The organism is Bartonella sp. LB28NMGDW (assembly GCF_042194435.1).
Lineage (GTDB): Bacteria > Pseudomonadota > Alphaproteobacteria > Rhizobiales > Rhizobiaceae > Bartonella > Bartonella grahamii.
The window spans coordinates 56,382-82,695 of the sequence record NZ_JBHIMX010000002.1 but is presented as its reverse complement, the minus strand read 5'-3'; the positions used below and the strand labels follow the sequence as shown (position 1 = coordinate 82,695).

Annotated in this window: 20 protein-coding genes; 11 read left to right on the top strand and 9 right to left on the bottom strand. The window is 38.1% G+C overall.

Annotation, left to right across the window (positions count from 1 at the left end; all coding sequences use genetic code 11):
* Positions 1–333: 333 nt before the first annotated feature.
* On the top strand, positions 334–486 hold the full coding sequence (locus tag ACFIKG_RS01755) for a hypothetical protein (RefSeq protein WP_375625444.1): 153 nt from the start codon (positions 334–336) through the stop codon (positions 484–486).
* A gap of 173 nt (positions 487–659) precedes the next feature.
* A complete protein-coding gene (gene ilvD / locus ACFIKG_RS01750; RefSeq protein WP_375625443.1) occupies positions 660–2,498 on the top strand; it encodes a dihydroxy-acid dehydratase in 1,839 nt (612 codons plus the stop codon).
* A 1,059-nt stretch (positions 2,499–3,557) separates the two neighbouring features.
* On the opposite strand, the gene mutS is transcribed toward ilvD, so the two are convergent.
* Positions 3,558–6,302, bottom strand: a complete 2,745-nt coding sequence (gene mutS / locus ACFIKG_RS01745) for a DNA mismatch repair protein MutS (protein ID WP_375651637.1) — start codon at positions 6,300–6,302, stop codon at positions 3,558–3,560.
* A 195-nt stretch (positions 6,303–6,497) separates the two neighbouring features.
* Between mutS and ACFIKG_RS01740 the strand changes: the two genes are divergently transcribed.
* Positions 6,498–8,798: an NADP-dependent malic enzyme gene (locus ACFIKG_RS01740; protein WP_375626236.1), complete on the top strand. Its 2,301-nt coding sequence runs from the start codon at positions 6,498–6,500 to the stop codon at positions 8,796–8,798.
* 67 nt (positions 8,799–8,865) lie between these two features.
* Here ACFIKG_RS01740 and secB read toward each other — a convergent pair whose 3' ends face one another.
* Together secB and ACFIKG_RS01730 are read right to left on the bottom strand one after the other, a co-directional pair.
* The gene (secB, locus tag ACFIKG_RS01735; RefSeq protein WP_375625440.1) at positions 8,866–9,342 is read right to left on the bottom strand and encodes a protein-export chaperone SecB; all 477 of its coding nucleotides are present in this window, start codon (positions 9,340–9,342) and stop codon (positions 8,866–8,868) included.
* A gap of 142 nt (positions 9,343–9,484) precedes the next feature.
* Positions 9,485–9,979, bottom strand: coding sequence for an FxsA family protein (locus tag ACFIKG_RS01730; protein ID WP_375626238.1), 495 nt, complete (start codon positions 9,977–9,979; stop codon positions 9,485–9,487).
* Between the two features lie 173 nt (positions 9,980–10,152).
* Here ACFIKG_RS01730 and ACFIKG_RS01725 point away from each other — a divergent pair, with 173 nt between their 5' ends.
* Together ACFIKG_RS01725 and ACFIKG_RS01720 are read left to right on the top strand one after the other, a co-directional pair.
* A complete protein-coding gene (locus ACFIKG_RS01725; protein ID WP_375625438.1) occupies positions 10,153–10,845 on the top strand; it encodes a Tim44/TimA family putative adaptor protein in 693 nt (230 codons plus the stop codon).
* 52 nt (positions 10,846–10,897) lie between these two features.
* The gene (locus ACFIKG_RS01720; protein ID WP_375648461.1) at positions 10,898–11,488 is read left to right on the top strand and encodes a Smr/MutS family protein; all 591 of its coding nucleotides are present in this window, start codon (positions 10,898–10,900) and stop codon (positions 11,486–11,488) included.
* A gap of 790 nt (positions 11,489–12,278) precedes the next feature.
* Here ACFIKG_RS01720 and ACFIKG_RS01715 read toward each other — a convergent pair.
* Entirely contained in the window at positions 12,279–12,812 is a 534-nt protein-coding gene (locus ACFIKG_RS01715) for a GcrA family cell cycle regulator (protein WP_375626243.1), read from the bottom strand.
* 486 nt (positions 12,813–13,298) lie between these two features.
* Between ACFIKG_RS01715 and ACFIKG_RS01710 the strand changes: the two genes are divergently transcribed.
* The 3 genes from ACFIKG_RS01710 to ACFIKG_RS01700 are packed head-to-tail and all read left to right on the top strand — an operon-like array spanning position 13,299 to position 16,483.
* Positions 13,299–14,513, top strand: a complete 1,215-nt coding sequence (locus ACFIKG_RS01710) for an aspartate aminotransferase family protein (RefSeq protein ID WP_375626245.1) — start codon at positions 13,299–13,301, stop codon at positions 14,511–14,513.
* Positions 14,510–15,445, top strand: coding sequence for an ornithine carbamoyltransferase (gene argF / locus ACFIKG_RS01705; protein ID WP_375625435.1), 936 nt, complete (start codon positions 14,510–14,512; stop codon positions 15,443–15,445). The genes ACFIKG_RS01710 and argF overlap by 4 nt, the downstream gene beginning before the upstream one ends.
* A gap of 36 nt (positions 15,446–15,481) precedes the next feature.
* A complete protein-coding gene (locus tag ACFIKG_RS01700) occupies positions 15,482–16,483 on the top strand; it encodes an Hsp33 family molecular chaperone (RefSeq protein WP_375626247.1) in 1,002 nt (333 codons plus the stop codon).
* 1,101 nt (positions 16,484–17,584) lie between these two features.
* Here the strand turns inward: ACFIKG_RS01700 and ACFIKG_RS01695 are convergent.
* The 5 genes from ACFIKG_RS01695 to ccmA are packed head-to-tail and all read right to left on the bottom strand — an operon-like array spanning position 17,585 to position 20,506.
* Entirely contained in the window at positions 17,585–18,178 is a 594-nt protein-coding gene (locus ACFIKG_RS01695) for a DsbE family thiol:disulfide interchange protein (protein ID WP_375625433.1), read from the bottom strand.
* The gene (locus tag ACFIKG_RS01690) at positions 18,153–18,404 is read right to left on the bottom strand and encodes a hypothetical protein (RefSeq protein WP_375625432.1); all 252 of its coding nucleotides are present in this window, start codon (positions 18,402–18,404) and stop codon (positions 18,153–18,155) included. Before ACFIKG_RS01690 ends, ACFIKG_RS01695 begins: the two co-directional genes overlap by 26 nt.
* Positions 18,392–19,171, bottom strand: coding sequence for a heme ABC transporter permease (locus ACFIKG_RS01685; protein WP_375651636.1), 780 nt, complete (start codon positions 19,169–19,171; stop codon positions 18,392–18,394). The genes ACFIKG_RS01690 and ACFIKG_RS01685 overlap by 13 nt, the downstream gene beginning before the upstream one ends.
* Before the next feature lie 46 nt (positions 19,172–19,217).
* A complete protein-coding gene (gene ccmB, locus ACFIKG_RS01680; RefSeq protein ID WP_375648578.1) occupies positions 19,218–19,883 on the bottom strand; it encodes a heme exporter protein CcmB in 666 nt (221 codons plus the stop codon).
* An 11-nt stretch (positions 19,884–19,894) separates the two neighbouring features.
* Positions 19,895–20,506 (bottom strand): heme ABC exporter ATP-binding protein CcmA, encoded by a 612-nt coding sequence (gene ccmA, locus ACFIKG_RS01675; protein WP_375651635.1) that lies wholly within the window; start codon positions 20,504–20,506, stop codon positions 19,895–19,897.
* 296 nt (positions 20,507–20,802) lie between these two features.
* On the opposite strand from ccmA, the gene acnA reads away from it, so the two are divergent.
* The 3 genes from acnA to dnaA all read left to right on the top strand — a co-directional run bounded on the left by acnA (position 20,803) and on the right by dnaA (position 26,266).
* A complete protein-coding gene (gene acnA, locus ACFIKG_RS01670) occupies positions 20,803–23,490 on the top strand; it encodes an aconitate hydratase AcnA (RefSeq protein WP_375626254.1) in 2,688 nt (895 codons plus the stop codon).
* A 237-nt stretch (positions 23,491–23,727) separates the two neighbouring features.
* Complete coding sequence (gene rpsT / locus ACFIKG_RS01665; protein ID WP_012754537.1) at positions 23,728–23,994, top strand: 30S ribosomal protein S20; 267 nt, start codon at positions 23,728–23,730, stop codon at positions 23,992–23,994.
* A gap of 700 nt (positions 23,995–24,694) precedes the next feature.
* On the top strand, positions 24,695–26,266 hold the full coding sequence (dnaA, locus tag ACFIKG_RS01660) for a chromosomal replication initiator protein DnaA (protein WP_375648581.1): 1,572 nt from the start codon (positions 24,695–24,697) through the stop codon (positions 26,264–26,266).
* Positions 26,267–26,314 lie beyond the last annotated feature (48 nt).

The following is a 26,314-nucleotide window of genomic DNA, read 5'->3' as shown; positions in this document are numbered from 1 at the left end:
TGTGAAGATGTTCTCTATAGATTTATATTATTCACGGGGATTTTTATACCATTCATGGGCGCTATCGTGAAATAGGTTCGAGTGTGCATTGAAAGGTGTTTCTTTAAAATGAGTACATGAAGGCTATAAAAGTGTATTTTGTTTGGGGTGTTCTGTTCTTCCTAAGGGGAGTAACTCCATTGAAGAGTGTAAAAACAAAAGCATGAGATAATGCGTCATCATTATTAAAAAGATATTGCTATGAATGCTTTTGAAAAGTGTAAAGCTGAATTGTAAGGAGATGATAGATTTTTACATGATGCTTTTATATTCTTTCCAAATTAGGCTGTCTTCTTGTTCCAGAAATTACGCAAACAGATAGATGCAATATACTTACCAAATCTGGCCAAATCTGGCATACAAAAATCTGGAACAGTTCGTGCCACACTGAAGCGTTTTGATATTTGTCTCAAACGTGGAATTGCACAGGGATTAGATGTTGATTAACAGGTAATAAGAAAAACAAAGGCTTTATGAAAAAGTTTATGCAGAGCTTTTAATTTTGTGCTTCAAATGCCTCAGTACAAGGTATTTTTCTCTTTTGAATATTAAAGCTCTTGTTTTTATAATGAAGTTACAGCACAACAAGCAAAATGGAATTATTTGAGGGGAAAAAAATAATGCCTTCTTACCGTTCAAGAATATCGACCCACGGGCGTAATATGGCAGGAGCCCGCGGACTTTGGCGTGCAACAGGGATGAAAGATACTGATTTTGGTAAACCCATTATTGCGATTGCGAATTCTTTTACACAATTTGTACCAGGGCATGTCCATTTAAAAGATCTTGGGCAATTAGTCGCACAACAGATAGCAGTTGCCGGTGGTGTTGCGAAAGAATTTAATACCATTGCTGTAGATGATGGAATTGCGATGGGGCACGATGGAATGCTCTATTCTTTGCCCTCACGTGAAATCATTGCTGATTCTGTAGAGTACATGGTTAATGCACATTGTGCGGATGCACTTGTCTGTATTTCTAATTGTGACAAAATTACGCCTGGTATGTTAATGGCTGCTTTACGGTTGAATATTCCGACAATCTTTGTTTCCGGCGGTCCTATGGAAGCAGGTAAGATTAAATGGAAGGATCAAGATCTAAGGGTTGATTTGGTCGATGCCATGGTCGCAGCAGCTTCAGAACAGAATTCAGAAGAAGAAGTTGCTGAAATGGAGCGTGCTGCTTGTCCTACATGTGGTTCTTGTTCAGGAATGTTTACAGCCAACTCCATGAATTGCTTAACGGAAGCATTGGGGCTTTCGCTTCCCGGAAATGGATCAATGTTAGCAACACATGCAGATCGACGGATGCTTTTTGAAGAAGCTGGAAAACAGATTGTTGCATTGGTTAAACGTTATTATGAAAAAGATGATGAAACAGTCTTGCCGCGCTCTATTGCTTCACGCAAGGCTTTTGAAAATGCAATGACCGTTGATATTGCTATGGGGGGATCAACCAATACAGTACTGCATCTTTTAGCCGCGGCGCAAGAAGGTGAAGTGGATTTTACCATGACGGATATTGATCATCTTTCACGTCGTGTTCCTGTTTTATGTAAGGTTGCTCCTGCTGTCGCGAATGTACATATGGAAGATGTTCATCGCGCTGGTGGTATTATGGGGCTTTTAGGTGAACTGGATGCGGCAGGACTCATTGATACGTCAACTTATACGGTTCACGCAAAAACAATGAAAGAAGCTCTTTACCGTTGGGATGTGAAACAAACTAATGAACCAACAGTTCGTACATTTTATCGTGCTGCTCCTGGTGGTATTCCAACACAGACAGCTTTTAGCCAATCTTGTCGCTATGAGACCCTTGATCTTGATCGTGAAAAAGGTGTGATTCGCGATAGGGAACATGCATATTCACAAGATGGAGGATTGGCAGTTCTTTATGGAAATCTTGCAAAAGATGGCTGCATTGTAAAAACAGCAGGCGTTGATCAATCAATCTTAACTTTTAAAGGTCCGGCAAGAATTTTTGAAAGCCAAGATTCAGCTGTTTCAGCTATATTAACTGATAAGATTAAAACAGGTGAAATTGTTTTAATCCGTTATGAAGGTCCACGTGGTGGACCTGGAATGCAAGAAATGCTTTATCCAACAAGTTATCTCAAATCTAAAGGATTGGGCAAGGTTTGTGCACTTGTTACAGATGGGCGTTTTTCAGGGGGAAGTTCAGGGCTTTCGATAGGACATATTTCACCAGAAGCTGCTGAAGGAGGAGAAATTGCGTTGGTAGAGGAGGGGGATATCATAGAAATTGATATTCCAAATCGTAGAATTCATATGTTGGTGGATGATATTGAGATGAAGCAGCGCCGTGCTAAGATGGAAGCAAAAGGAAAAGGTGCTTGGCAACCGATTGAGAAGCGTCAGCGTAAAGTTTCAAAGGCTCTCAAAGCCTATGCAGCGATGACCACATCTGCTGCAAAGGGTGCAGTACGTAATATTTGATGAGATGAATGACGCGTCTTATAAAAGAGAGATAGTATTCTGATTTTTTGCATCTTTTGCACGATATTCTAAGCTAATTATTTTATGAGTTTATGAACTTAACAGAATATTTCGAGTCATGATGAGTATGATTAAAAAGCTATCAATACAACTAAAAGCTGCTGAGGATTGCTTATTTTAGCAGCTAGGTAAGACAGATAAAGATAGATATGGTATGATTACTTTTCATATCATATTCCAATTTTATACGAAATTACGATTTCTTGTTACTCATATTTATGAAAGATATTTATTGTAGTGGTGGCATTATCTTGCAATACCGTAAAACACTGTCATTTAGAGCTGTGATATATGGTATTCTTCTTAATATATTTAAGTATTTTTTTAGTGTGTGGTGAATATTCTTAGATTTGTTTATCAGGCTTTGAGTTTAGGTGAATCACATGACTAGGAAGTCAAGGTAAATCTCTTAGAATCTGGACTGTTTGCAGACTTGATTCGAATGAAAATCCTTATCCTTTGAGATGCGGGAAGGAGTTCAAGGATGTTTAGGAAAATAAAATACTGCTGTGATATATTTGATTATATGGTTCATATGAAAACAGTAAAAGAGCTCTTTATAACTTAAAATGTGAAGAAAATGCGAGACCCATTATCTGTGAAGTTATTATGCAAAATGGAGTGGCATCCCAACACCGACAGCTTTAAACTAAAACTGTTGCTATGATAACAATAATATTGATTATGAAAAAGCATAATTCATTAAATATTGCGTATTTGCAAGGTGGAGGAGATTTCATGACAATCTTTGCAAAAAACGACTATCTTGTAAAAATATTCGACATTGACCAATTTTTTGTATACGGGCCAATATTGATCTAAGGAAATATGAAATATAATACATAGGATTTTGCCTCTATATGCATTACACTTATCAAAATATATTGTGTAGAAAAGCGATGGGAATACGGTAAACAACAGTTTATGCTGTGGCATATCAAAAAGGGATACTTTATCTCCTATTAAGAAAGCTTTTTAATAAAAAATAACATCCGTTTTCTATAAAGGGTTGCTCTTTTCAAGCTGTTTGAGGTGGTAAATTGCTTCTAAAGCTTGTTTAGGAGAGAGTTCATCGGGATGGATATTTTTTAAAGCTTCGTGAAGTACACAATGTTTGTTTCTTGCTTCATTGACGGGAGATGTTGCTTTAAGAGAAAAGAGTGGTAAATCATCAATGAGTTTATGTCCTTTTCCAGCCATTTCACCTTGTTCTAATTGATGGAGTACATCTGTTGCTCGTGTAATAACGGCTGGGGGAAGTCCAGCAAGCTTTGCGACTTGTACACCATAGGAACGGTCAGCAGCTCCTGGTGTGACCTCATGAAGAAAAACTACATCACCATCCCAATTTTTGACTTTCATGGTTACATTATGCAGTCTGTCAAGTTTTTCGGTAAGTGCGGTCATTTCATGAAAATGGGTAGCGAGAATAGCACGACAATGGTTAACCTCATGGAGATATTCAACGGCAGCCCAAGCAATAGAAAGTCCATCAAAGGTTGATGTCCCACGCCCTATTTCATCAAGAATAACAAGGGAATGGTGGCTAGCATGATTGAGAATCGTTGCTGTTTCAACCATTTCCATCATAAAGGTTGAGCGTCCCCGTGCAAGGTCATCGGAAGCCCCGACACGACTAAACAGGCGATCAACGACACCAATATGTGCTGAACTTGCTGGAACGAAGGACCCCATTTGCGCCATAATAGCAATAAGAGCATTTTGCCGCAAAAAAGTTGATTTTCCTCCCATATTAGGCCCTGTCAACAGCCATATTGCTGCATATTGCTGATTTTCTTGTACAGAGAGATCACAATCATTGGCAATAAAAGGTTCTGCTGCTTGTTTGCGAAGTGCTTGCTCGACGACAGGATGGCGTCCTGCTGTGATACGAAAGGTAAGTGAAAGATCAATTTTAGGGCGGCAATATCCTTGTTCTTCAGCAAGATATGCTAAAGCGACAGAGACATCTAAAATAGCAAGTGCTTCAGAGGCTTTACGAATAAAATCAACTTGTTCGGTAATTTCATGAACGAGAATATCAAAAATCTCTAGTTCAAGTGTTAATGCGTGATTGGCGGCATGGGCAATACGGCTTTCAAGGTCAGCAAGCTCTGTTGTCGTAAAACGCATAGCATTTGCCATTGTTTGCCGATGAATAAAACGTGCTTTAGCTTGTGGATTATTTGTAAGAGCAGATGCTTGTGTACTGGTTACTTCAATGAAATAACCTAGAATATTATTATGCTTTATTTTAAGCGTCTTAATATCTGTTTCTTGAGCATATTGCGCTTGAAGTTCAGCAATAACACGGCGCGATTCATCACGTAAAGCACGCATTTCATCGAGCTCTTTATGATAATTTGAACGAATAAAACCACCATCACGTTTAAGGAGCGGGAGATCATCAGCTAATGCTTGTTCTAAATGAAAATATAACGCTGTGGGTAAGTTTGAGAACATCTGTTGTACATCACTTATTTCTTGAGGCAGAAGCTCATTATCAAGAAGTTGATGCAATTCACGAATGATTTCAAAGCCGCGCTGGATTGTCGCCATATCACGGGGACCTCCTCGTCCAAGAGCCAAACGTGAAACGGCGCGGGGCATATCTGGTCCCCCTTTTAAAATAAGCTTTATCGCTTCTGCAAGAGAAGGATTACGTAGAAAAAAATCGATAGAATCCAAACGCGTATCAATAGCTGAAGGAGTGGTGAGGGGAGCAATAAGGCGGTCAATAAGAAGGCGTGATCCTCCTCCTGTTACAGTGCGATCAATAGCTTTTAATAAACTTCCATCCCGTTGACCTGATGTCGTACGAATAAGTTCAAGGCTTAATCTGGTTGCGGCATCAATAAAAAGAGTTGCACTTTCATTTTGGCGCTCAGGCTGCATGAGGGGAGGACGATGCGTTATTTGTGTTTTTTCGATATAACGAATAGCAGCTACAATTGCAGAGAGTTCGGAACGTGAATAATCAGCAACACCTTCAAGAGTTGAGAGTTTAAAATAATTGCAAATATCGCGTTCAGCGGTTAGTGCATCAAAGAGACAAGCAGGTTGAGGTGAAATGATACGGTCAAGAACATTAAAAAGTGATTTGTGAGATTTATCATGAAAGAATGAATCAGCAACAATGATTTCTTGTGGATCCACACGCATAATATCTGCTAAAAGTTTTTCTTGGCGGCTTTCTGTTACACGAAATATGCCTGTTGAGATATCAATCCAAGAAAGAGCAAATTCCTCTCCATCGCTAGTTTTTATACGGGAAAGTGTCATCAAATAATTTGCGCGTGTTGGATCAAGGAGTTTTTCTTCTGTTATAGTTCCAGGTGTTACAAGGCGAACAACATCACGCCGAACAACAGATTTTGAGCCACGTTTTTTTGCTTCAGCAGGATCTTCTATTTGCTCACAAACAGCAACTCGGTAACCACAAGCAATCAGTTTTTGTAAATAATCATCAGCAGCATGAACGGGAACACCGCACATAGGAATATCTTGTCCTAAATGTTTTCCGCGTGCTGTGAGTGTGATTCCTAAAGCCTGAGCAGCTTCAATCGCATCATTAAAAAATAATTCATAAAAATCCCCCATTCGGTAAAAGAGAAGAGAATCATGATGTACGGCTTTGATTTCTATGTACTGCTCCATCATAGGTGTCAGACGTTCTTGAGAGGAAGCAGATGAGGAGGCAGGCTGTGGAATTAAATTATTTTTATGGTTGTCTTTTTTATCCATTTGTATGAGGCCTGTTTCCTTTAAGTGAAGTTTTTACTCTTTTTTGTTTACTTCAATATCTATTTATCTCTAAATTGCAACGCATCATCAGATTTGCTAAGGCAAGAATAGCGATTTCTAATATATGAATCAAATTTAATGACTATACGCATTATCAAGCAAAATTTACACTGTTTTTGGAGAAAATAAAGTGAGATGAAAGAGAGCGAGCAGGATCAGAAAATGTCTCAAACTGTTTACAGTGCGAGCGAACGAGAAGCTCTAGATTTTCATAGTCGTGGTCGACCAGGAAAGCTTGAGATTGTTGCAACAAAGTCTATGGCAACACAGCATGATTTAGCACTTGCTTATTCACCAGGTGTTGCAGTTCCAGTTAAGGCAATTGCTCAAAATCCAGCGTTAGCTTATGATTATACAGCAAAAGGCAATCTTGTTGCTGTTATTTCAAATGGAACCGCTATTTTAGGGTTAGGTAACTTAGGAGCCCTTGCCTCTAAGCCGGTCATGGAAGGCAAAGCAGTGCTGTTTAAGCGTTTTGCGGATATTGATTCCATTGATTTAGAAATTGATATAAACGATACAGAAAGTTTTATCAATTTGGTGCGTCATTTAGAACCTTCTTTTGGTGGAATTAATCTTGAAGATATTAAGGCGCCAGAGTGCTTTATGATTGAAAGCCGCCTACGCGAGGTGATGAATATACCTGTTTTTCACGACGACCAACATGGTACAGCAATTATTGTTGCTGCTGGTGTTCTCAATGCTTTGACTTTAACAGGGCGCGATATGCAAAATACGCGGTTAGTCTGTAATGGTGCTGGTTCTGCAGGGATTGCTTGTATTGAACTGATTAAAGCGATGGGCTTTCGTTCCGAAAATATCATATTATGTGATACAAAGGGTGTGGTCTATGAAGGCCGCAAAGAGGGAATGAATCAATGGAAATCTGCGCATGCTATTCAAACAGATAAACGTACGCTTATGGAAGCAATGGAAGGTGCAGATATATTTTTTGGGGTTTCTGCTAAAGGTGCTCTTACTCCTGAAATGGTAAGATCCATGGCACCACAGCCGATCATTTTTGCTATGGCTAATCCTGATCCAGAAATTACGCCGGAAGAGGTTATGCAAGTGCGTCATGATGCCATTGTCGCAACAGGGCGTTCCGATTATCCAAATCAGATTAATAATGTTCTCTGCTTTCCTTATATATTTCGTGGTGCACTTGATGTGCGTGCAAGAGTTATTAATGAAGACATGAAGATTGCTGCGGCAAAGGCTCTTGCTAATTTAGCGCACGAAGAAGTGCCTGACAGCGTTGCAGAAGCTTATCGTGGAAAGCGATTAAAATTTGGTCCTAATTATATCATCCCTGTTCCTTTTGATCCGCGTTTATTAACGGTTGTTTCAATAGCGGTAGCAAAAGCAGCAATGGAAAGTGGTGTTGCGCAAAAGAACATAGATGATTTAGAGGCCTATGAGCGCGATTTGAATGCGAGACGTGATCCTACTTCCTCGATGATGCGTGGGATTTATAATCATGTTCGTCAAGCGCCAAAACAAATTGTCTTTGCAGAAGGTGAAGAAGAGCAAGTTATGCGGGCGGCCGTTTCCTATGTTCATCAAAAATTAGGACAAGCGATTTTGGTTGGTCGTGAAGAGCAAGTAAGAGAAGCGGCTGTTATCGCTGGAATTGATCTGGAGCGTGAAGGTATTTCTATTATGAATGCTAAGCTTTCTTGCCGTACAGATGCTTATGCGAATTATCTTTATAAAAAGATGCAGCGTCAAGGCTGGCTGTTGCGTGATTGTCATCGTCGTATCAATAATGATCGCAATTATTTTGCTGCGTGTATGGTGGCACTAGGAGATGCTGATGCAATGGTTACAGGGGTGACACGCAATTATGAAACAGCGCTGATCGATATACGTCGTGCGATTGATGAAAAACCAAAAGAACGATTGATTGGTATTTCAATGGCTATTTGCCGTGGACGAACTGTGTTTATTGCGGATACAGCTGTTTATGAAAATCCTAATGCTGAAGAACTTGCGGATATAGCGGAACAAACCGCTTCGTTTGTACGTGGATTTGGATATCAACCACGGGTAGCATTTCTAGCATTTTCTACGTTTGGTTATATGAAAGGGCAGATCATACAGCAAATTCAGGATGCGATTAATATTTTGCATGAACGCAAGGTTGATTTTGAGTTTGATGGAGAAATGAGCGCTGATGTGGCACTCAATTCCAAATTGATGCAGCAATATCCATTTATGGGATTAACAGAGCCCGCTAATATTTTGGTTATGCCTGGATATCACGCGTCTTCCATTGCAAGCAAAATGTTACAAGAACTTGGTGGAGCAACCATCATTGGTCCTATTTTAATTGGATTGGAAAAATCTGTCCAAATTGTACCGTTTAGTGGAAGCGATACAGATGTTGTCAATATCGCAATGCTTGCGGCTTATCATGCCGCAAAAGTCGTCTAAAGAAAAAAAGCCCCTAATATACCAATAATATATTAAGGGGCTTTATGATAGCAAAAGAATAAATTTTTTAAGAGGGTTGTATTTGATTGTCGTTTTGTTCTTCAGCGAGACGCTTTTGGAAGAGGGCTGCAAAATCAATAGGATCAATCCATAAAGGTGGAAAACCACCATTTTGAGTAGCATTAGATATAATTTGGCGAGCAAATGGGAATAAAAGACGGGGACATTCAATAAAGACCAATGGCATAACATGTTCTTGTGGAATGTTTTTAAGGTGGAAAACACCACCGTAAATCAGTTCTACATGAAATAAGGTTTCAGTTTCATCATTGGCTTTGACGGAGAGAGACAAAACGACATCATAATTGTCATCACCAATTGGGTTAGCATTGACGTTAATATTGATATCAATTTGTGGTGATTTTTCACGTGTACGCAATGAACGAGGAGCACCCGGGTTTTCGAATGATAAATCTTTTAAATATTGAGTTAATACAGCAAAAACCGGCTCTCCACCACTGTTATTCATTTCATCTTCGGCCATACGACGAACCTCTCTCATTATAATATGTATATTTATTTTAGATCTAAAGACCAAACTGGTTATCACGCCTTGCAAAAGGTTGCAAGAAATGCGCTCTTTATCTTGAATATTTTTTTAGTTTGTTACAGGTTTTTTAGGCATTTCAATGGTTATCATCATTTTTGCGCCATGGAGATTCTGTCGTATCATAAATTGTGTAATCTTCTGCGTTAAGATCAATTACTTTTTCAGCGTCATTTTTTCTTTTAGTATTGAGATTCATTTTGTTTTGTAATGATGTAAAAAAATGCCAAACAACAGAGCGAATTGGTTTAATAAGAAGTAATATTCCCAAGAGATCACTTACAAAGCCAGGAAGAATAAGTAAAATTGCACTAAACATGATGAAAACATCATTAATAATATTATTCTCTAATGTGCGTCCTTGGATAAGTTCAGTTTGTATGTTTTTTAAAAGGCTAAACCCTTGAACTCGCAATAAAACAACCCCAACTATGGCTGTGAGAATAACCAAACTCAAAGTTGCTAAAATACCAATTTCTTGACCAACAAAGATAAAACCAGCGATCTCGATTAAAAGACTGCAAAGAAAGATAACAACAAAAAAACGAGGATTTATAGAATAAAATTTTATCACATGCAAATTTCCTTCTGGATGAGTAAGGGGAGAAATTCTTAAGAGCACTCCATTTAATATAAAATCTATAAAAATATTTGAATGGTAGGATTCCTTATTTTACATATTTATTGATAAATGGTATTGACTGCAATGTTTATTAGAGATTTAAGCTTTGGAGATTGACAGCGCCCATGGAATTTGACGTTATACTTGTCATAGCTCTTGTTGTTATGGTTGTTATTTTTGTGCAGCTCCGTAATGTATTAGGGAAACGAATTGGGTTTGAAAAGCCCCCCTTTGATCCTTATTCACGTCGTTCTAAAAAACAGGTTGAAGCAGAAACGACTGATAATATTGTTTCGTTCCCTCATCAGAAAAATTCACAAAAAGACGACTTTAGTGAAATTGATAAAATTGCACCGGAGGGGAGTATTTTGAATAAAAATTTGCGGGAATTGCATAAAATTGATCCTCAATTTTCTCCTCAATTTTTTATAAAAGGTGCACAAATTGCTTATGAAATGATTGTAACAGCTTTTGCCAAAGGTGATCGCAATCAACTTAGAAGCTTGCTTTGTCAGGATGTTTTTGAGAGCTTTTGTACGGCTATTGAGCAACGAGAAAAAAATAAAGAGAGAATAGAGTTCACTTTTGTTGGAATTAATAAGATCGAATTTGTTGCGGCGGCAATACAAGAAAAGGATGAACTTCTAACGATACGTATTGTCAGTGAGATGATTTCTGTTACTTATAATGAACAGGGCGAGCGTATAGACGGTGATCCTGATGCTATTGTAGAAATCAGAGATATTTGGACTTTTGTTCGCAATAGTTTATCATCAGATCCAAACTGGAAGCTTTTTGCTACAGAAAATGAAAATTAAAATACTTTTTGTTTTTCTTCCATAAGCATTCAATGATTTATGAGAAATTAAAATGTCCTCAAGTAAATGGAGACAAAAAAGAGATTTATTGGCTTCACAAGATCGCCTTTTATGGGAGACGGTTTGTCGTACGATAACACCGCTTCACGGTAAGATGCTCTCTTCTACTTCAGAAACGATTGCAAATATTAATGATAAAAAACAGCTTGTAACTCAAATCTCCTCATTGTCTCAGGAAAATCAACAACCCTCGACAATTATTAAAAGCGAAAAGAGGGCAGTTACACAAGCACAAAAGATTCATTTCTTTGATCATGTTGCACATCGTAAAATTTCCCAAGGTCGTTATCCTCTTGAGGCGCGCCTTGATCTCCACGGTTATATGCAGGAAGAAGCTTATTTTTTCTTAAAAAAATTTCTACAATCCTCTCAGCAGAGAGGATTACGTTATGTCCTTGTGATTACAGGAAAAGGACGATCCGTTGGGAGCGATGGAACTTTGTATAGATTTGTTCCGTATTGGTTATCAACACCAGCTTTTCGATATTATGTCCACGCGTTTGAGCAAGCAGGGCGTCAACATGGCGGAGAAGGTGCACTTTATGTTTGGTTGCGCCGTTTTGTGTCGGGAAAAGGAAAGTGATGTTATTGTGGTCGTTCTAGGTTTAATATTTATTTATACGTAATAATTTATTGTTTTCGTATATTTCGTAAGAGTCTTGAATACAATATCCCCTTATTTATAATTTTTTATAAATAATTATAAATATATCATTTTACATTCTACGTATTGCTTCACGCTTTTGTTTATCGCGTTCTTTAATGGAGCACATCCCTCACGCAAAACAGAATGACATTGTTGCATATATTCACAGGCTTGTTTTAAAGAAACATTTCTCAACGCTCCCAAGCCTATTTTGCGACACCCCTTGAAGCCCTTGTTCCTTGAAAGCATTTATAAAAGGCATGCTTTTCTTTAAGTGTTTTTATTCTTCGCAGCTCTCATCTTGCTCGTGACGCTTAAACGAAAGATTTTGATTGATTCAATATAAGAGGCTTAAAATGAAAGAGATATTGATGGGTCGCATTTAGGTTGCAACGCGATAAATTATTTTTATAAACCACAGCATTACTCTATTAAATACACGAAGAATAAAAACATGAGAAATTATCTTATTCAAAAGATATTGCTATGGATAGTGTTAAAAGTAGTGCAACTAAATTAAAGAGAATCTTGAAAATAAACAGGAATATAACTTTACAATACATAATTGTGCAATAGCACCAAAAGATACAATTTCGTTGAATAGTTTCATGAAGAAATTTTTTCACTCATTAAAAGCTTTATTAAATTTCTTTCTCATAATAATTCGATAATTAAAATTTAATAACGAAGCGCAGAAGGCTTAGAATATGAGATTCAATCGAGGATATTACACTCTTATCCGACGTCTTTCAGATATTGGTTGAAATGCTAGCTTAGCATGAAAGGCACAATAGGGGCTATTTTCATCAGAATCTGCACCACAAAAATGAAAATCTGCTGATAATGGATCGCCAACCGGCCATCTACATGTATTTTCACTCAATTGTAAAAGATTAAGTTGACGTGATATAGGCACAACTACATTGGATTTTGTGGACATATCAACTTCTTTTACATCTTCTGCTACAAATTCTGTCTTTAAAACTGGTTCTTCAATACCTACAGATGATGTGTTTATTGGCGATACCGTGGATGTGTTGCGACGCACACGTGGAGATGATGGGCTGCTTCCCACGGGGGTTTTTTGCGTACGCGCACTTCCTTGTGGTGTTTTACCGCGTCCTGGCAACTTTAATCGGTGTACTTTGCCGATGACTGCGTTTCTGCTGACCCCACCTAATTGAGCAGCAATTTGACTTGCACTTAACCCTTCACTCCAAAGCTTTTTAAGAAGCTCAACGCGTTCACATGTCCAACCCATACCAGCACTCCATTCCGATTACGTCACTAAGATGCTCTCCCCCTTTGCATCTTCAAATGTTTTAATAATGTTTTCACTACGCTGAATGAAAGAATTTTACACTCTAAGCGAGCATAAGAAAATCATCCAACCTTTGGACTTACAAACCAAAACACATCATCTTGCTTATTATATAATAAATTACAATATGCACTCACTCTATGACAAGAGTCTTTACCTCTTGAAGAGTTTATTTAGAATGTTTTCCCCAACTTGCAAATCAATCATAGGTTAAACTTTTACTTTTGTTTAAGGATTTTTCCAAAAATGCTTATTTGTAGAACCTTCATTGACTTTTTTTCAATTGGTGTAATGATCTATTCCATAGGTGTAATCATTAATCGTAATGAAATGTTGAAAGCACCGTAACGAAATGTACCATGTTGTTTTATTTGTAGTGTTGCTTTGTATATATATTGAAAAGGTTAAAATATAAAGGAAATTATGATGGATGCCGTCTCTATACAACCACTTTATGAATGCTTCGCACGACGAGATTTGCATTTTGAACAGGGGCATGGTGTATGGCTTATTTCCGATAAGGGAGAACATTATCTTGATTTCACATCTGGCATTGCTGTTAATGCATTAGGGTATTCACATCCAAAATTAGTTGATGCGCTCAAAATGCAAGCTGAAAAACTTTGGCATGTTTCTAATATTTTTCAATCCCCTGAACAATCAGCTCTTGCTACGCGGCTTTGTGCAAATAGTTTTGCGGATAAGGTTTTTTTCTGCAATTCAGGCACTGAAGCATTGGAGTGCGCATTCAAAACGGCACGTCATTATTACTATGCTGCGGGTCATTCAGAACGCATTGAAATAATTACTTTTGAAGGGGCATTTCATGGACGTACACTTGCAGCACTTGCTGCGACTGGGCATGAAAAATATCTTGAAGGCTTTGGACCTAAAGCTGGTGGATTTATTCAAGTACCTTTTTGTGATGAAATCGCTTTGCGTAACGCTATTAATAAAAATACCGCCGCTATTCTTATTGAACCTATTCAAGGAGAAGGAGGAATACGAACGGTCCCTCATGAATATTTAAGATTTTTGCGCAAAATATGCGATGATAATGGTCTGTTATTGATTTTGGATGAAGTCCAAACGGGTATAGGACGAACAGGAAAGCTTTTTGCTTATGAATGGAGTGATGTCTTTCCTGATATACTTACCCTCGCAAAAGGATTAGGAGGAGGATTTCCATTAGGTGCTTGCCTTGCAACTGATAAAGTTGCAAAAAGCATGACACTTGGGACCCATGGTTCAACCTTTGGAGGAAATCTTCTTGGAATGGCTGTAGGAAATAGTGTTCTTGATATTTTGTTAGAGCCAAATTTTCTCAACCATGTTCAGCGCATGGGGGATAAACTAAAAAGTGGACTTTTGCACATTCTCAATATCTATCCTGATATTATCTGCGCAGTTCAGGGGATGGGCCTAATGGTGGGTATTCAGTGTGTTGTGCCTTCAAATCTTGTCGTTAATGCTTTAGAAAATGAATATCTCTTAAGTGTTGCTGCCAACAACAACGTTGTGCGCTTATTGCCTCCTCTTATCATTAGGGAAGAAGAAATAGATGAAAGTTTGCATCGTATTGAAAAAGCAATAGCTTATCTTTCGCAAGTAAACAAAGAAAGACAAATATTACACACATGACAAATGCTCTTCGTCATTTCACGGACTTATCCATTTTAACGCCAGCAATAGCGCGCGCACTGATCGATTATGCAAAAATCCTTAAAGCGTCTTTTAAAGCAGGGAAAGGTTCAAAACCTTTTATGGGTAAAACACTTGCGATGATTTTTGAAAAACCATCCACACGAACCCGTATTTCATTCGATATCAGTATGCGCCAGCTTGGGGGAGATACAATCATGCTCACGGGTTCAGAGATGCAGCTTGGTCATAGTGAAACTATAGCTGACACAGCTCGTGTTTTATCCCGTTTTGTGGATATCGTGATATTACGAACAACAAAACATCAACGTATGCTCGAATTGGCACAATATGCACAAATTCCTGTCATTAATGCCCTTACAGATGATACACATCCTTGCCAAATTTTAGCAGATATATTAACCTATGAAGAGCATCGGGGGCCAATTGCTGGCAAAATATTCGCGTGGATGGGGGATGGTAATAATGTGCTCCATTCCTTAATTGAGGCCGCAGCTCTTTTTGATTTTCATTTGCGTATTGCTACTCCAAAGGGCAGTGAACCACAAGAAAAATTTATACATTGGGCACGTGAACGAGGAGCACACCTTACACTAACTCATAGTCCCCAAAAAGCAGCTCAAGATGCTGATTGTATTATGACCGATACATGGGTCTCCATGGGACAAGAATTTCGTGCTCGCAGTCGTTCTATTTTTCAGCCTTATCAAGTCAATGAAGCTCTCATGAAATTAGCAAAATCTGATGCTCTTTTTATGCATTGTCTTCCTGCTCATCGTGGTGAAGAAGTGGTTGATTCTGTGATTGATGGACCGCACTCCGTTGTTTTCGATGAGGCTGAAAATCGTCTTCATGCTCAAAAAGCAATTCTTTCTTGGTGTTTACAAGATGCGTTTTTCTCTCCACAATAGCTCCTCTACAACAAATTATATAAAAAAGGCAAAGCTATGAGTAAACAAGCTAAAGATGAAGCCTCTCTCGACAACAACTTCTTGCATGAAGATGATACTGTTATTCCCTTTCAAGTCGAAGAACTTGATATCCGTGGACGTGCCGTACAACTTGGGGAAACTTTAAATTCTATTCTTAACAGACATCAATACCCTGAACCGGTTTCTTATCTTCTAGCAGAAGCTTTACTTTTAACTGTTCTGCTTGGAACTTCTCTAAAGCTTACGGGAAAATTTATTTTACAAACTCATTCCGATGGACCGGTTAATATGTTGGTATGCGATTTTTCGCCTCCTTCCAGTTTACGTGGATACGCTCGTTTTGATAAAGAACAGCTTAAACAAGCCATAGACAATAATCAAATCTCTTCAGAAACACTTTTAGGGAAAGGCACTTTAGCCTTCACAATTGATCAAGGTCCCCATATGCAACCCTATCAAGGGATAGTTGCATTAGATGGATCAAATTTACAAGAAGCTTCTCGTATTTATTTTGATCAATCAGAACAAATTCCTACCGATATCCGTTTGGCTGTTGCTATATTAATTAATCGTGACCAACAAGGAAAAACGCAGAAAAGCTGGCGAGCTGGAGGTATTTTGATCCAACTTTTACCTCAAGAATCCTCTCATCATAAAATAGATGTCTCTCATCAAAAGCGAGAAGAAACGAAAACCCACACCCAATTGGATAACCAATGGCAGGAAGCTAAAATACTCATGGCAACGATTGAAAGTTCAGAATTAACAGATCCCCAAGTTGGTAGTAAACAGCTCTTGTTCCGTCTTTTTCATGAACAAGGTGTTAGAGTTTTTAATCCTTTTTCTCTTGTCGATCAATGTTCTTGTTCACACGAAAAAATTAAAGGAATCCTAGAAGGATTTTCTATTGATGAACGCAATAAAATGGTTAAAAATAAATATATTTCAGTCACATGTGAATTTTGCTCAAAAACGTATTGTTTTACACCACAAGAATTTTTAGAAGAAAAAACATAATCAAATATTTTTCATAAAAAATGATGATTGCAACAAAAGCCTATTTTATTTGCGTTATAAAAGTTTACCCATAAGCTCATATAAACTTCTAGAATATTTCTTGTCTTAGAGTTTTTTAATGTATACGAGTGATCTTTCTGTTGAAATCAGTAATCACGTCACAGAGTGCTTAAAAAAGAGTTCTCTGTAAAATATATTTTCTCCTCTCGAAAAAGCTTCTTGTTTATTTTTTTCATCTCAAAAGCCTATTTCTTACAATGAATTCTTTTATAATATTCATTGATAGATTGATCATGTACTCATAACTTATCTTTTCTGTTAAATGAGATTTTTTGATTATAGTCATATTTGCTTACTCGAATTTATCTTATTAAGAGTCAAAAAAGCTTATTAGTTATAATCATAAGATAAATTATCGAAAGAATAAGAATGTATAGACTCAATATGGAATTTATGGAGTCTATTACGAACAGATAGTATAATGGGAATAAATATACCAATAACGCTGCGAAGGAATGGATTTGTTATTTTATAAAGATGAAAATAGTGGTGAAGTCCCCTCATAACAATGTGCATTTCAGATAAAAAAGCGGAGACAGAACACTATATGATTTTGAAAATAATAGTTGGTTTCTTTCACTAATCTAACGATGTTTCTATAACAATATTGTTTTGTCCAAATAATCAAAAATAAAGCTCCCAAACAGATATTTAATCGCTAAAAAAATGAAAACTACTTAAATTTTTGTCATACTTGGGAGGTTTGCTCTACAGATATTTCTTTGCACATGTTTTTGAATCAACAATGGTAATGCTCTTGTCAAATTTTCCTAAGAAGAATGAGGATCCATATAAATAAAATAGCATACATAGCATGATAAAACGTTATGTTTTTACAAACCTGCATTATTATATTTTTCAACTTAAAATATTGCCAATTATTTTCACGTTTAGACAATTCATAAAAGGTATTTTTAGTCTTTATCTTAAATGTTTTTTTGATTCAACATATAGAAATTTTAAAAATCTCATAGTATAGGGCATTTTCATTTAATAGATAAAAATGGTAAATTATTATTTATAAATCAATATGTTGATATTTTATTTTTCTTCTGTCATGAGCGCTTGTTCAATTTTTGGTAGAATTTTTTTTTGATAAATTTTCCATGTTAAGGGACCAACATGTTTGACAATAATGATGCTCTCTTTATTCAAGAGAAAGGTTTCTGGGGGTCCATATATTCCCCAATCAATGGCTGTATATCCTGAAACATCAAAGCCAATAAATTTAAAAGGATTACCAAAATTGTTTAAAAAGCGCAGGGCGTTTGTTTTGTTATCTTTATAATTAATACCAATCAGATCAAAACGTTTATCTTGTGCAATTTTCATAAGAATAGGATGCTCTTCGCGGCATGGCAAACACCAAGAGCCCCAAAAGTTAACCAATGTGACACGTCCTTTAAACTGTTTTGAATTGAGATAACTTTCTTTATCAAGAAGAGGAAGATGAATATTGGGAGCAGATTTTTCAGCTAATGCGTTTGGGAGAAGAGAAGAATCTTGAAGGTATTTTTTATCCATAAAGTTGAAAAAAAACACCATGAGAAGAAGAAAAAGCACAAATGGTCCAAAAAAAACAAGCAGAACAGGCAAAGATATATTTTTTTTAAGTTTTGGAGGGATGTTTTTCATTATACTTTTCTTTTTGTGGCAGCTCTTTTTTGTTTAGCTGTTGGAGAATTTTTTTTTGGTATAGGGCTTTACAAAGAATATATCCAATAAGACATAAGAGGGATATTGCAGAAAGCACATAGCTTAAAACAACAATTTGCTCGTGTTTAAGGGTGCTAAGGAAAAAATCAATTTTCTGAGATAGATTTCCTAAAAGTCCGCCCTGGATGCCATTTAGGTCGAGCATGATGAAGAGTCCTGTTGTTGTGCACGGCGGGATTTTTTAATCTGAAGTATTCGGATATAATGACTATTGATTTCATTTCGCATAGCCATCAAATAGAGCGCAATAAACATAAAGATGAAACAAAATAGCATTGTTATAAGAGGCCATAACATAGCATTGTCGATTGTTGATCCTCCAGCACGTAACAATGATGCTGGCTGATGCAATGTATTCCACCAATTAACGGAAAATTTAATAACAGGGATATTAACAAATCCAACAAGTGTAAGAATTGCAGTAGCGCGAGCACCTTTTACTTGGTTTTCAAAAGTACGTCCGAGCAGGATAATGGAAAGATAGATAAAAAGCAGAATTAAAACTGATGTTAAACGTGCATCCCAGACCCACCATGTTCCCCATGTAGGTCGCCCCCAAAGTGCTCCTGTCATGAGAGCCAAGGCGGTAAAAATTGCCCCAATAGGCGCCCCACATTTAAGGGCCACATCAGCAAGATGATATTTCCAAATCAGATTTCCTAATGCTGCTGCACTCATCGTTACATAGCAGAATGTAGACAACCACGCAAAGGGTACATGAAGGTACATAATCTTAACAGTAATGCCTTGTTGATAGTCATCAGGGGAATGCATCACCAGAATAAGCCCTAAAATAAGGAAACACAATGTTATACCGGCCAACCAAGGTAAGACGACACTGCTTATTTTCATAAAAAGGATAAAACTTTCAGGGAGTGACCTGATTTTATATGGACGAGATAGTTCATTCATGAAATTCATAATAGGCAGAGTTTTTCAATGCGGCAATCATCTTTTATTATTCTGATAAAAGTTTAAGCGTTATCGCAGCAACAAAAGAGCCAAAGAGACTCAAAAGAAGTGAAAAAGCGCTGAGAAGAGCCAAGGACGTGAGAAAAGAAATATTTGGATTTATTGGGGCTGTAGCAGTCGAAACACCAAAAATCATAATTGGAATGATCCACGGCAAGATAATGATAAAAATAAGCAGAGTACTGTGCAACAATGAGGTTGCGAGTGCAGCACCTATGGCGCCAATAAAAATAATGGCTGGTGTTCCGCATAAAAGGGTAAGTATTGTTGTAAAAGTTATTGCTACATCTAAATGGAGCATGAGGGCTAAAATAGGTGTAGCAAAAATAAGAGGAAGCATTGTTCCTACCCAATGGGCAAGACATTTGGTAAAGACAATTAGTGTAAAACTTTGTCTTTTTCCTGAAAGGATAAATTGGTCGAGATTACCATCATCGCGATCGATTTGGAAAAGTTTGTTCAGATTGAGGAGTCCTGCAAGAAGGGCTCCAAACCACAATATACCAGGCCCTATTTGTGCAAGAATTTTGGGATCTGGTCCAATGGCAAAGGGGGTTATGACAACAACAGCGATAAAAAACAATAGTCCTGTTAGTGAAGAGGCTTGTGGCGCTAATAATAGTTTAAGGTCACGCCAGAACAGTGCTTTCATTTTATTCTCTCCTAGAGAGGTAAAAAATTTTCCAGAGCGATTTTATGGTTTTCTGGAATACCTAGGGAATTATGAGTTGCAGCGATAATCATACCACCTTGATTGAGATGACGCTGGAAAATACGAGCAAGGAGTTTTTGAGCATGGTTATCAAGCCCAGATGTTGGTTCATCTAAAATCCAAAGAGGACGATAGGAGAGCAAAAGGCGAGCAATAGCTACGCGTCTTTGTTGTCCAGTTGATAGAGCTTTAAAGGGTAAATGTTCAAGGTTAGAAAGACCAATATCGGCAAGAACCTCATGCACAAAGCGTAAATGTTGACCGTAAAAATCTGCCCAAAATTGCAAATTGTCAATGACAGATAAGAGAGGTTTCATAGCATTTTGAGGACCAAGATAATGACACGCAGTTGCAACAGGGTATATTTGATCATGGTCTTTAAGTATTATATGACCTTCAGCAGCTTCAAGAAGACCGACAATGATTCGGAGTAATGTAGACTTTCCGATACCATTAGGACCGGTGATTGTCATCAGTTGCTGTGAAAATAAACAAAAAGAAAGACCTTTAAACAGAATTTCCTCGTTTCTGTAAGCGGCTAAATCTTTGCCTGATAACACCATGTGATTACCTATTTTGTTTTTATTTTCATATTCTTTATTGCATTATAGAATAAAAAACACATTTTTTGTGCAATTGTACCTAGAATAGTTCTAGAAATAGTTCTATAAGGGATACCTTACATCAATATCTGGTGTAAAATGGTTTCTGGCGCTGATTTCCGCATTTGCCTATGAGAGGTGGAGGGGGAAATGGATAGCGGAGGTGATAGCGTCTGCGCTCAAGCTGCGACCTTGAATCGTAGTTTGTGTTGTTCATTCCTGGAAATTGGGTGGTTATAGTATGAGGGTGGACAGTCATGACTCAAATTGATAGCTTTAATTGTCGCAGAGTATTAAATGTTGGTGGCAAAGAATATACTTATTATAGCTTGATCGAAGCGGAGAAGAATGGGCTTGAAGGTGTTTCTCGTTTACCGTTTTCGATGAAAGTTATTCTCGAAAATTTATTGCGATTTGAAGATGGTCGCACAGTTAAAAAAGAGGATGTCCTCAATGTTGCTAAGTGGTTAAACGACAAAGGGAGCGCCGGGGCAGAAATTGCTTACCGTCCTGCACGTGTTCTTATGCAGGATTTTACAGGTGTTCCAGCAGTTGTTGATCTTTCTGCAATGCGTGATGCTATGGTTAAACTTGGCGGTAACGCTGAAAAAATCAATCCTCTCATTCCCGTTGATCTCATCATTGATCACTCAGTTATTGTTGATGCTTTTGGCAATTCCATGGCTTTTAAGGAAAACGTTGAGCATGAATATGAACGCAATGGTGAACGCTATCGTTTCCTTAAATGGGGGCAGCAAGCCTTTCAAAATTTTCGCGTTGTTCCTCCAGGAACAGGGATTTGTCATCAGGTTAACCTAGAATATTTAGCACAATGTGTATGGATGAAGAATGAAGAGGGCTGTGAGACGATTTATCCTGACACCTGTGTGGGAACTGATTCGCATACGACTATGGTGAATGGTTTAGGGGTTTTAGGTTGGGGTGTTGGTGGTATTGAAGCAGAAGCAGCAATGTTAGGTCAACCTGTTTCTATGTTGTTACCTGAAGTGATTGGTTTTCGTCTAACAGGTAAACTTAAAGAAGGTGTAACAGCCACCGATCTCGTATTGACGGTGACTCAAATGCTACGCCGGAAGGGTGTTGTCGGTAAATTTGTTGAGTTTTTTGGTCCTGGTTTGGAGCAGATGACGCTTGCTGATCGGGCAACGATTGGAAATATGGCACCTGAATATGGAGCGACGTGTGGTTTTTTCCCAATTGATAAGGAGACAGTGCGTTATCTCAATATGACAGGGCGTGATGAAAATCGGATTGCCTTAGTAGAAGCTTACACCAAAGCACAAGGGATGTGGCATGACGAAATGGTGGCTCATCCCATTTTTAGTGATACAATTGAATTGGATATGGGAACTGTTGTTCCTTCTATGGCTGGTCCTAAACGTCCTGAAGGACGTATTGCATTGGAAAACGTTGGGCAGGGTTTTGAGAAGGCATTGGTCGAAGACTATAAGAAGACTTCTGAACAAGATAAGCGTTATCAGGTCGAGGGTGAAGAATATACGCTTGGTCACGGTGATGTGGTGATCGCTGCGATTACGTCGTGTACGAATACATCGAATCCAAGTGTTCTTATTGCAGCGGGTCTTTTGGCACGAAATGCTGTGGCAAAAGGTCTCAAGAGCAAGCCATGGGTAAAAACTTCTCTTGCACCTGGTTCACAAGTCGTTGAAGCTTACCTTCAAAATTCGGGTCTGCAAAAAGATTTAGATGCATTAGGATTTAACTTAGTAGGATTTGGGTGCACAACATGCATTGGGAATTCTGGTCCTTTGCATCCAGCTATTTCCAAAACGATTAATGACAATGGTATAGTTGCATCTGCAGTTCTTTCAGGAAATCGTAATTTTGAAGGGCGTGTTTCCCCTGATGTGCAAGCGAATTATTTAGCTTCACCACCGTTAGTTGTTGCACATGCGCTCATCGGGACGGTGTGTAAAGATTTAACCAAGGAACCTCTTGGTGAAGATTCAAATGGCCAACCCATTTATTTGAGAGATATTTGGCCAACTTCTCAAGAAATACAGGAATTCATCGAAAAAAATGTCACGCGTAAGGTTTTTGCTGAAAAGTATGCAGATGTTTTTAAGGGAGATGAAAATTGGCAAAAAGTTCAGATTCCTACGGGTTCTACCTATTCTTGGGATGAGCAATCCACCTATGTACGCAATCCACCTTATTTCGATGATATGCAGAAAACACCTGATATCTTACCAGATATTAAAGATGCACGGATTTTAGGTTTATTTGGTGATAAAATCACGACGGATCATATTTCTCCTGCTGGTTCTATTAAAGCAGCTTCTCCTGCCGGAAAATATTTAATGGATCATGGTGTTAAAGTGGCTGATTTTAATCAGTATGGAACGCGTCGTGGGAATCACGAAGTTATGGTGCGTGGGACCTTTGCCAATATTCGCATTCGTAATTTCATGTTGGGAGAAAATGGTCGAGAAGGAGGTTATACGGTTCATTATCCGTCAGCGGTAGAACAAGCCATTTACGATGCGGCAATGGCGTATAAACAAGAAGGTACTCCACTCGTTGTTTTTGCTGGTATTGAATATGGCAATGGATCATCGCGCGATTGGGCAGCCAAAGGCACCAATCTTCTTGGTATAAAAGCAGTGATTGTACAGTCTTTTGAAAGGATTCATCGCTCTAATCTTGTTGGTATGGGCATTGTTCCCTTTGTCTTTGAGGAGGGTGTAAGTTGGACATCTTTAGGCTTAAAGGGAGATGAAAAGGTGACAATTGAAGGAATTCATAACTTGAAACCTCGTCAAAAGACAGTAGCGAAAATTACTTTTTCTGATGGTACGATAAAAACCGCTCCGTTATTATGCCGTATTGATACTGAAGATGAGCTAGATTATTTGCATCATGGGGGGATTTTGCAATATGTCTTGCGTAAGTTGGCCGTTTAAATTCTTTTATTTGTTAAGGAATGTCTATTATTAAGCTATAAAGCTGCGGATCAAAGAGTTTGGCTTCGTTTTTTTATGACTATCTTTGAAAATCTAATTGACGTTAGCTTTGGGATTGCGCTATAAGCCACACAGTTATAGGCAGCTTTATAGTTTTGCTTGGGTTGAATTTATTTATATTGGTAGAGTTGTTCTTTAGACTCATTTTACCAAGGTGTTGAAAGAGAGATTATATTTATGGCGAATACACCTTCTGCTCGAAAAGCGGTGCGCAAGGTTGCGGCGCGCACACAGGTTAATAGGGCCCGCCGTTCGCGCGTTCGTACCTTTATACGTAAGTTTGATGATGCTTTAGCGGGTGGTGATAAGGCATCTGCAGAGATTGCATTTAAGAATTTTGAGCCTGAAATTATGCGTGCGGTTTCTAAAGGAGTTTTTCATAAAAATGCTGCTGCGAGGAAAGTATCGCGTTTAGCTAAACGTTTGAAGGCTCTCAGCGTTTAAGCTTTTTCTCCTTTATTGAGAATCAAGCCAGTATCCATGAGGATGCTGGCTTTTTGTTTATTATTTCAAAAAGTTTCTATCGAAAATAAGAATCGATAATGATTCTCCTCTTGAAAAAGGAGAGAAAGTTTATAGGAGGGGTATGGTTATCCACAAGCTTTGTGGATTTTTACAGAGTCTTTTTTGTCAAGCATTTTATTTTTTTTTTTAAATCTGAAGAGATTCTTTAATTGTTGGTAAATTTAGAGAAAAAAAATGAATTGAATCAATATTTTTTTCATTCCTCATTGATACAAGCATTTTTTTCGGGTTTTTTGATTTTATTTTGACCTCTTGCATTTTACCTCTGCTGTTTTGTATGGTTCTTATGAAGACTAAAAAGCATGAAGGGGTCACACCAGCACATTGTTCTGTATTTTGTTGAGTACAAGATGTTTTGACTTAGGCTTTTTGAAGCTTTTGTGCTGGGGAGGTTTTCTGACGATTTTTTAGTTTTCTGAATAGATATGTTTACCATTTTAGAAGGGTGGGTCATATCATGAGTGCAAGTAAATCTTATTGGTCATCTTTGTTAGTGGGGTTGTGATGAGGCTATCCTAGGGGAGGGTGAGTAATCTTATTTGGGGTAGGGCGTTTTGCCTTCGCTAGATTTATTTTAGCTGTTTGGCAGGACAGAATTTTATTTTTATCAGGATGAAAGATGGTGGATAAATTGAACTCTAAAGCTAGTTCCTTTAAAAGGGTTTCGGTGAATATCCTGTCGGCAGAGAACATAATAAAGAATAGGATGACAGAGAGTGATGAGGACGTTTGTAGAAATGCTTCTATAGGGCATTCTATTGTTTCAGAGGAGGAAAGTGCGGCGGCTTTTATACGTGTTATGGCGCAATTAAAGGTGCAGGTTGGTGTTGAGGCTTATACCAGTTGGTTTGGACGTGTGAAGCTTGCTGAATATAGCCATACTCTTGTAAAGCTTTCTGTTCCTACAGCTTTTTTACGTTCATGGATTAATAATCACTATGGTTCTCTTTTGACTCATTTATGGAAACAAGAGAATTCAGCAATTCTTCGTGTTGAAGTTATTGTTCGTGGTATGGAACGCGTTTCAAGAGACGTCGTTTGTAAAAGAAGTGTTCCTTCTGCTGTGCTAGAGGAGCAAGCGACTTCATCTTTTGTTGAAAGTTGTGCAGAGCATTCAGTTAAGAGTTCTCAAACGGGAGTTTTTGGATCTCCACTTGATTCTCGCTATACTTTTGAAAGTTTTGTTGAGGGGGCTTCTAATCGTGTTGCTTTAGCAGCTGCGCGTTCAATTGCGGAGGGGCATAAAAGTGCTTTGCGTTTTAATCCTCTTTTTATTCACGCATCTGTTGGTTTAGGAAAAACACATTTGCTTCAAGCAATTGCTGCTTCTGCATTGAAGCGTTTAACGTCTGCGCGTGTCATTTATTTAACTGCTGAATATTTTATGTGGCGTTTTGCAACAGCTATTCGTGATAATGATGCTCTTTCTTTTAAAGAGCAGCTTCGTGATATCGACCTTTTGATTATTGATGATATGCAGTTTTTGCAGGGTAAGTCGATACAACATGAGTTTTGCCATTTGCTTAATATGTTGCTTGATAGTGCAAAACAAGTTGTTGTCGCTGCAGATCGTCCGCCAGCAGAATTAGAATCGCTTGATCTTCGCGTTCGTTCTCGTCTTCAGGGAGGGGTAGCTCTTGAAATTGAAGCACCAGATTATGAAATGCGTTTGCAAATGTTGCGCCAGCGGTTGAAGGTGGCACAACAAGATGATGGCATGGTATCAATTTCTGATGATATCTTGGAATATATTGCGAAAACGGTTTTAGGGTCGGGGCGTGATATTGAAGGTGCATTTAATCAGCTCTTGTTTCGCCAATCTTTTGAGTCTGATTTATCTTTAGAGCGGATTGATGAGTTATTAGGTCACTTGACACGTCCTGGTGAACCTAAGCGTATTCGGATTGAAGAAATTCAGCGTACGGTAGCACGTCATTATAATGTTTCTAAACAGGACTTGTTATCTAATCGTCGAACACGTACGGTTGTGAAGCCACGGCAAGTTGCAATGTATTTAGCAAAAGTATTAACTCCTCGCTCGTTGCCAGAAATTGGGCGTCGTTTTGGTGGACGTGATCATACAACAGTTTTACACGCTGTGCGTAAAATTGAAGATTTGGTTTGTGGTGATCAGACCTTGGCTAAGGAACTTGAATTGCTTAAGCGTTTGATTGGAGAACAGGCTGTATAGTGTTTATCGTTTCTTTCTTTGGAGAAACTTTAAAGAATTTAATGAAAA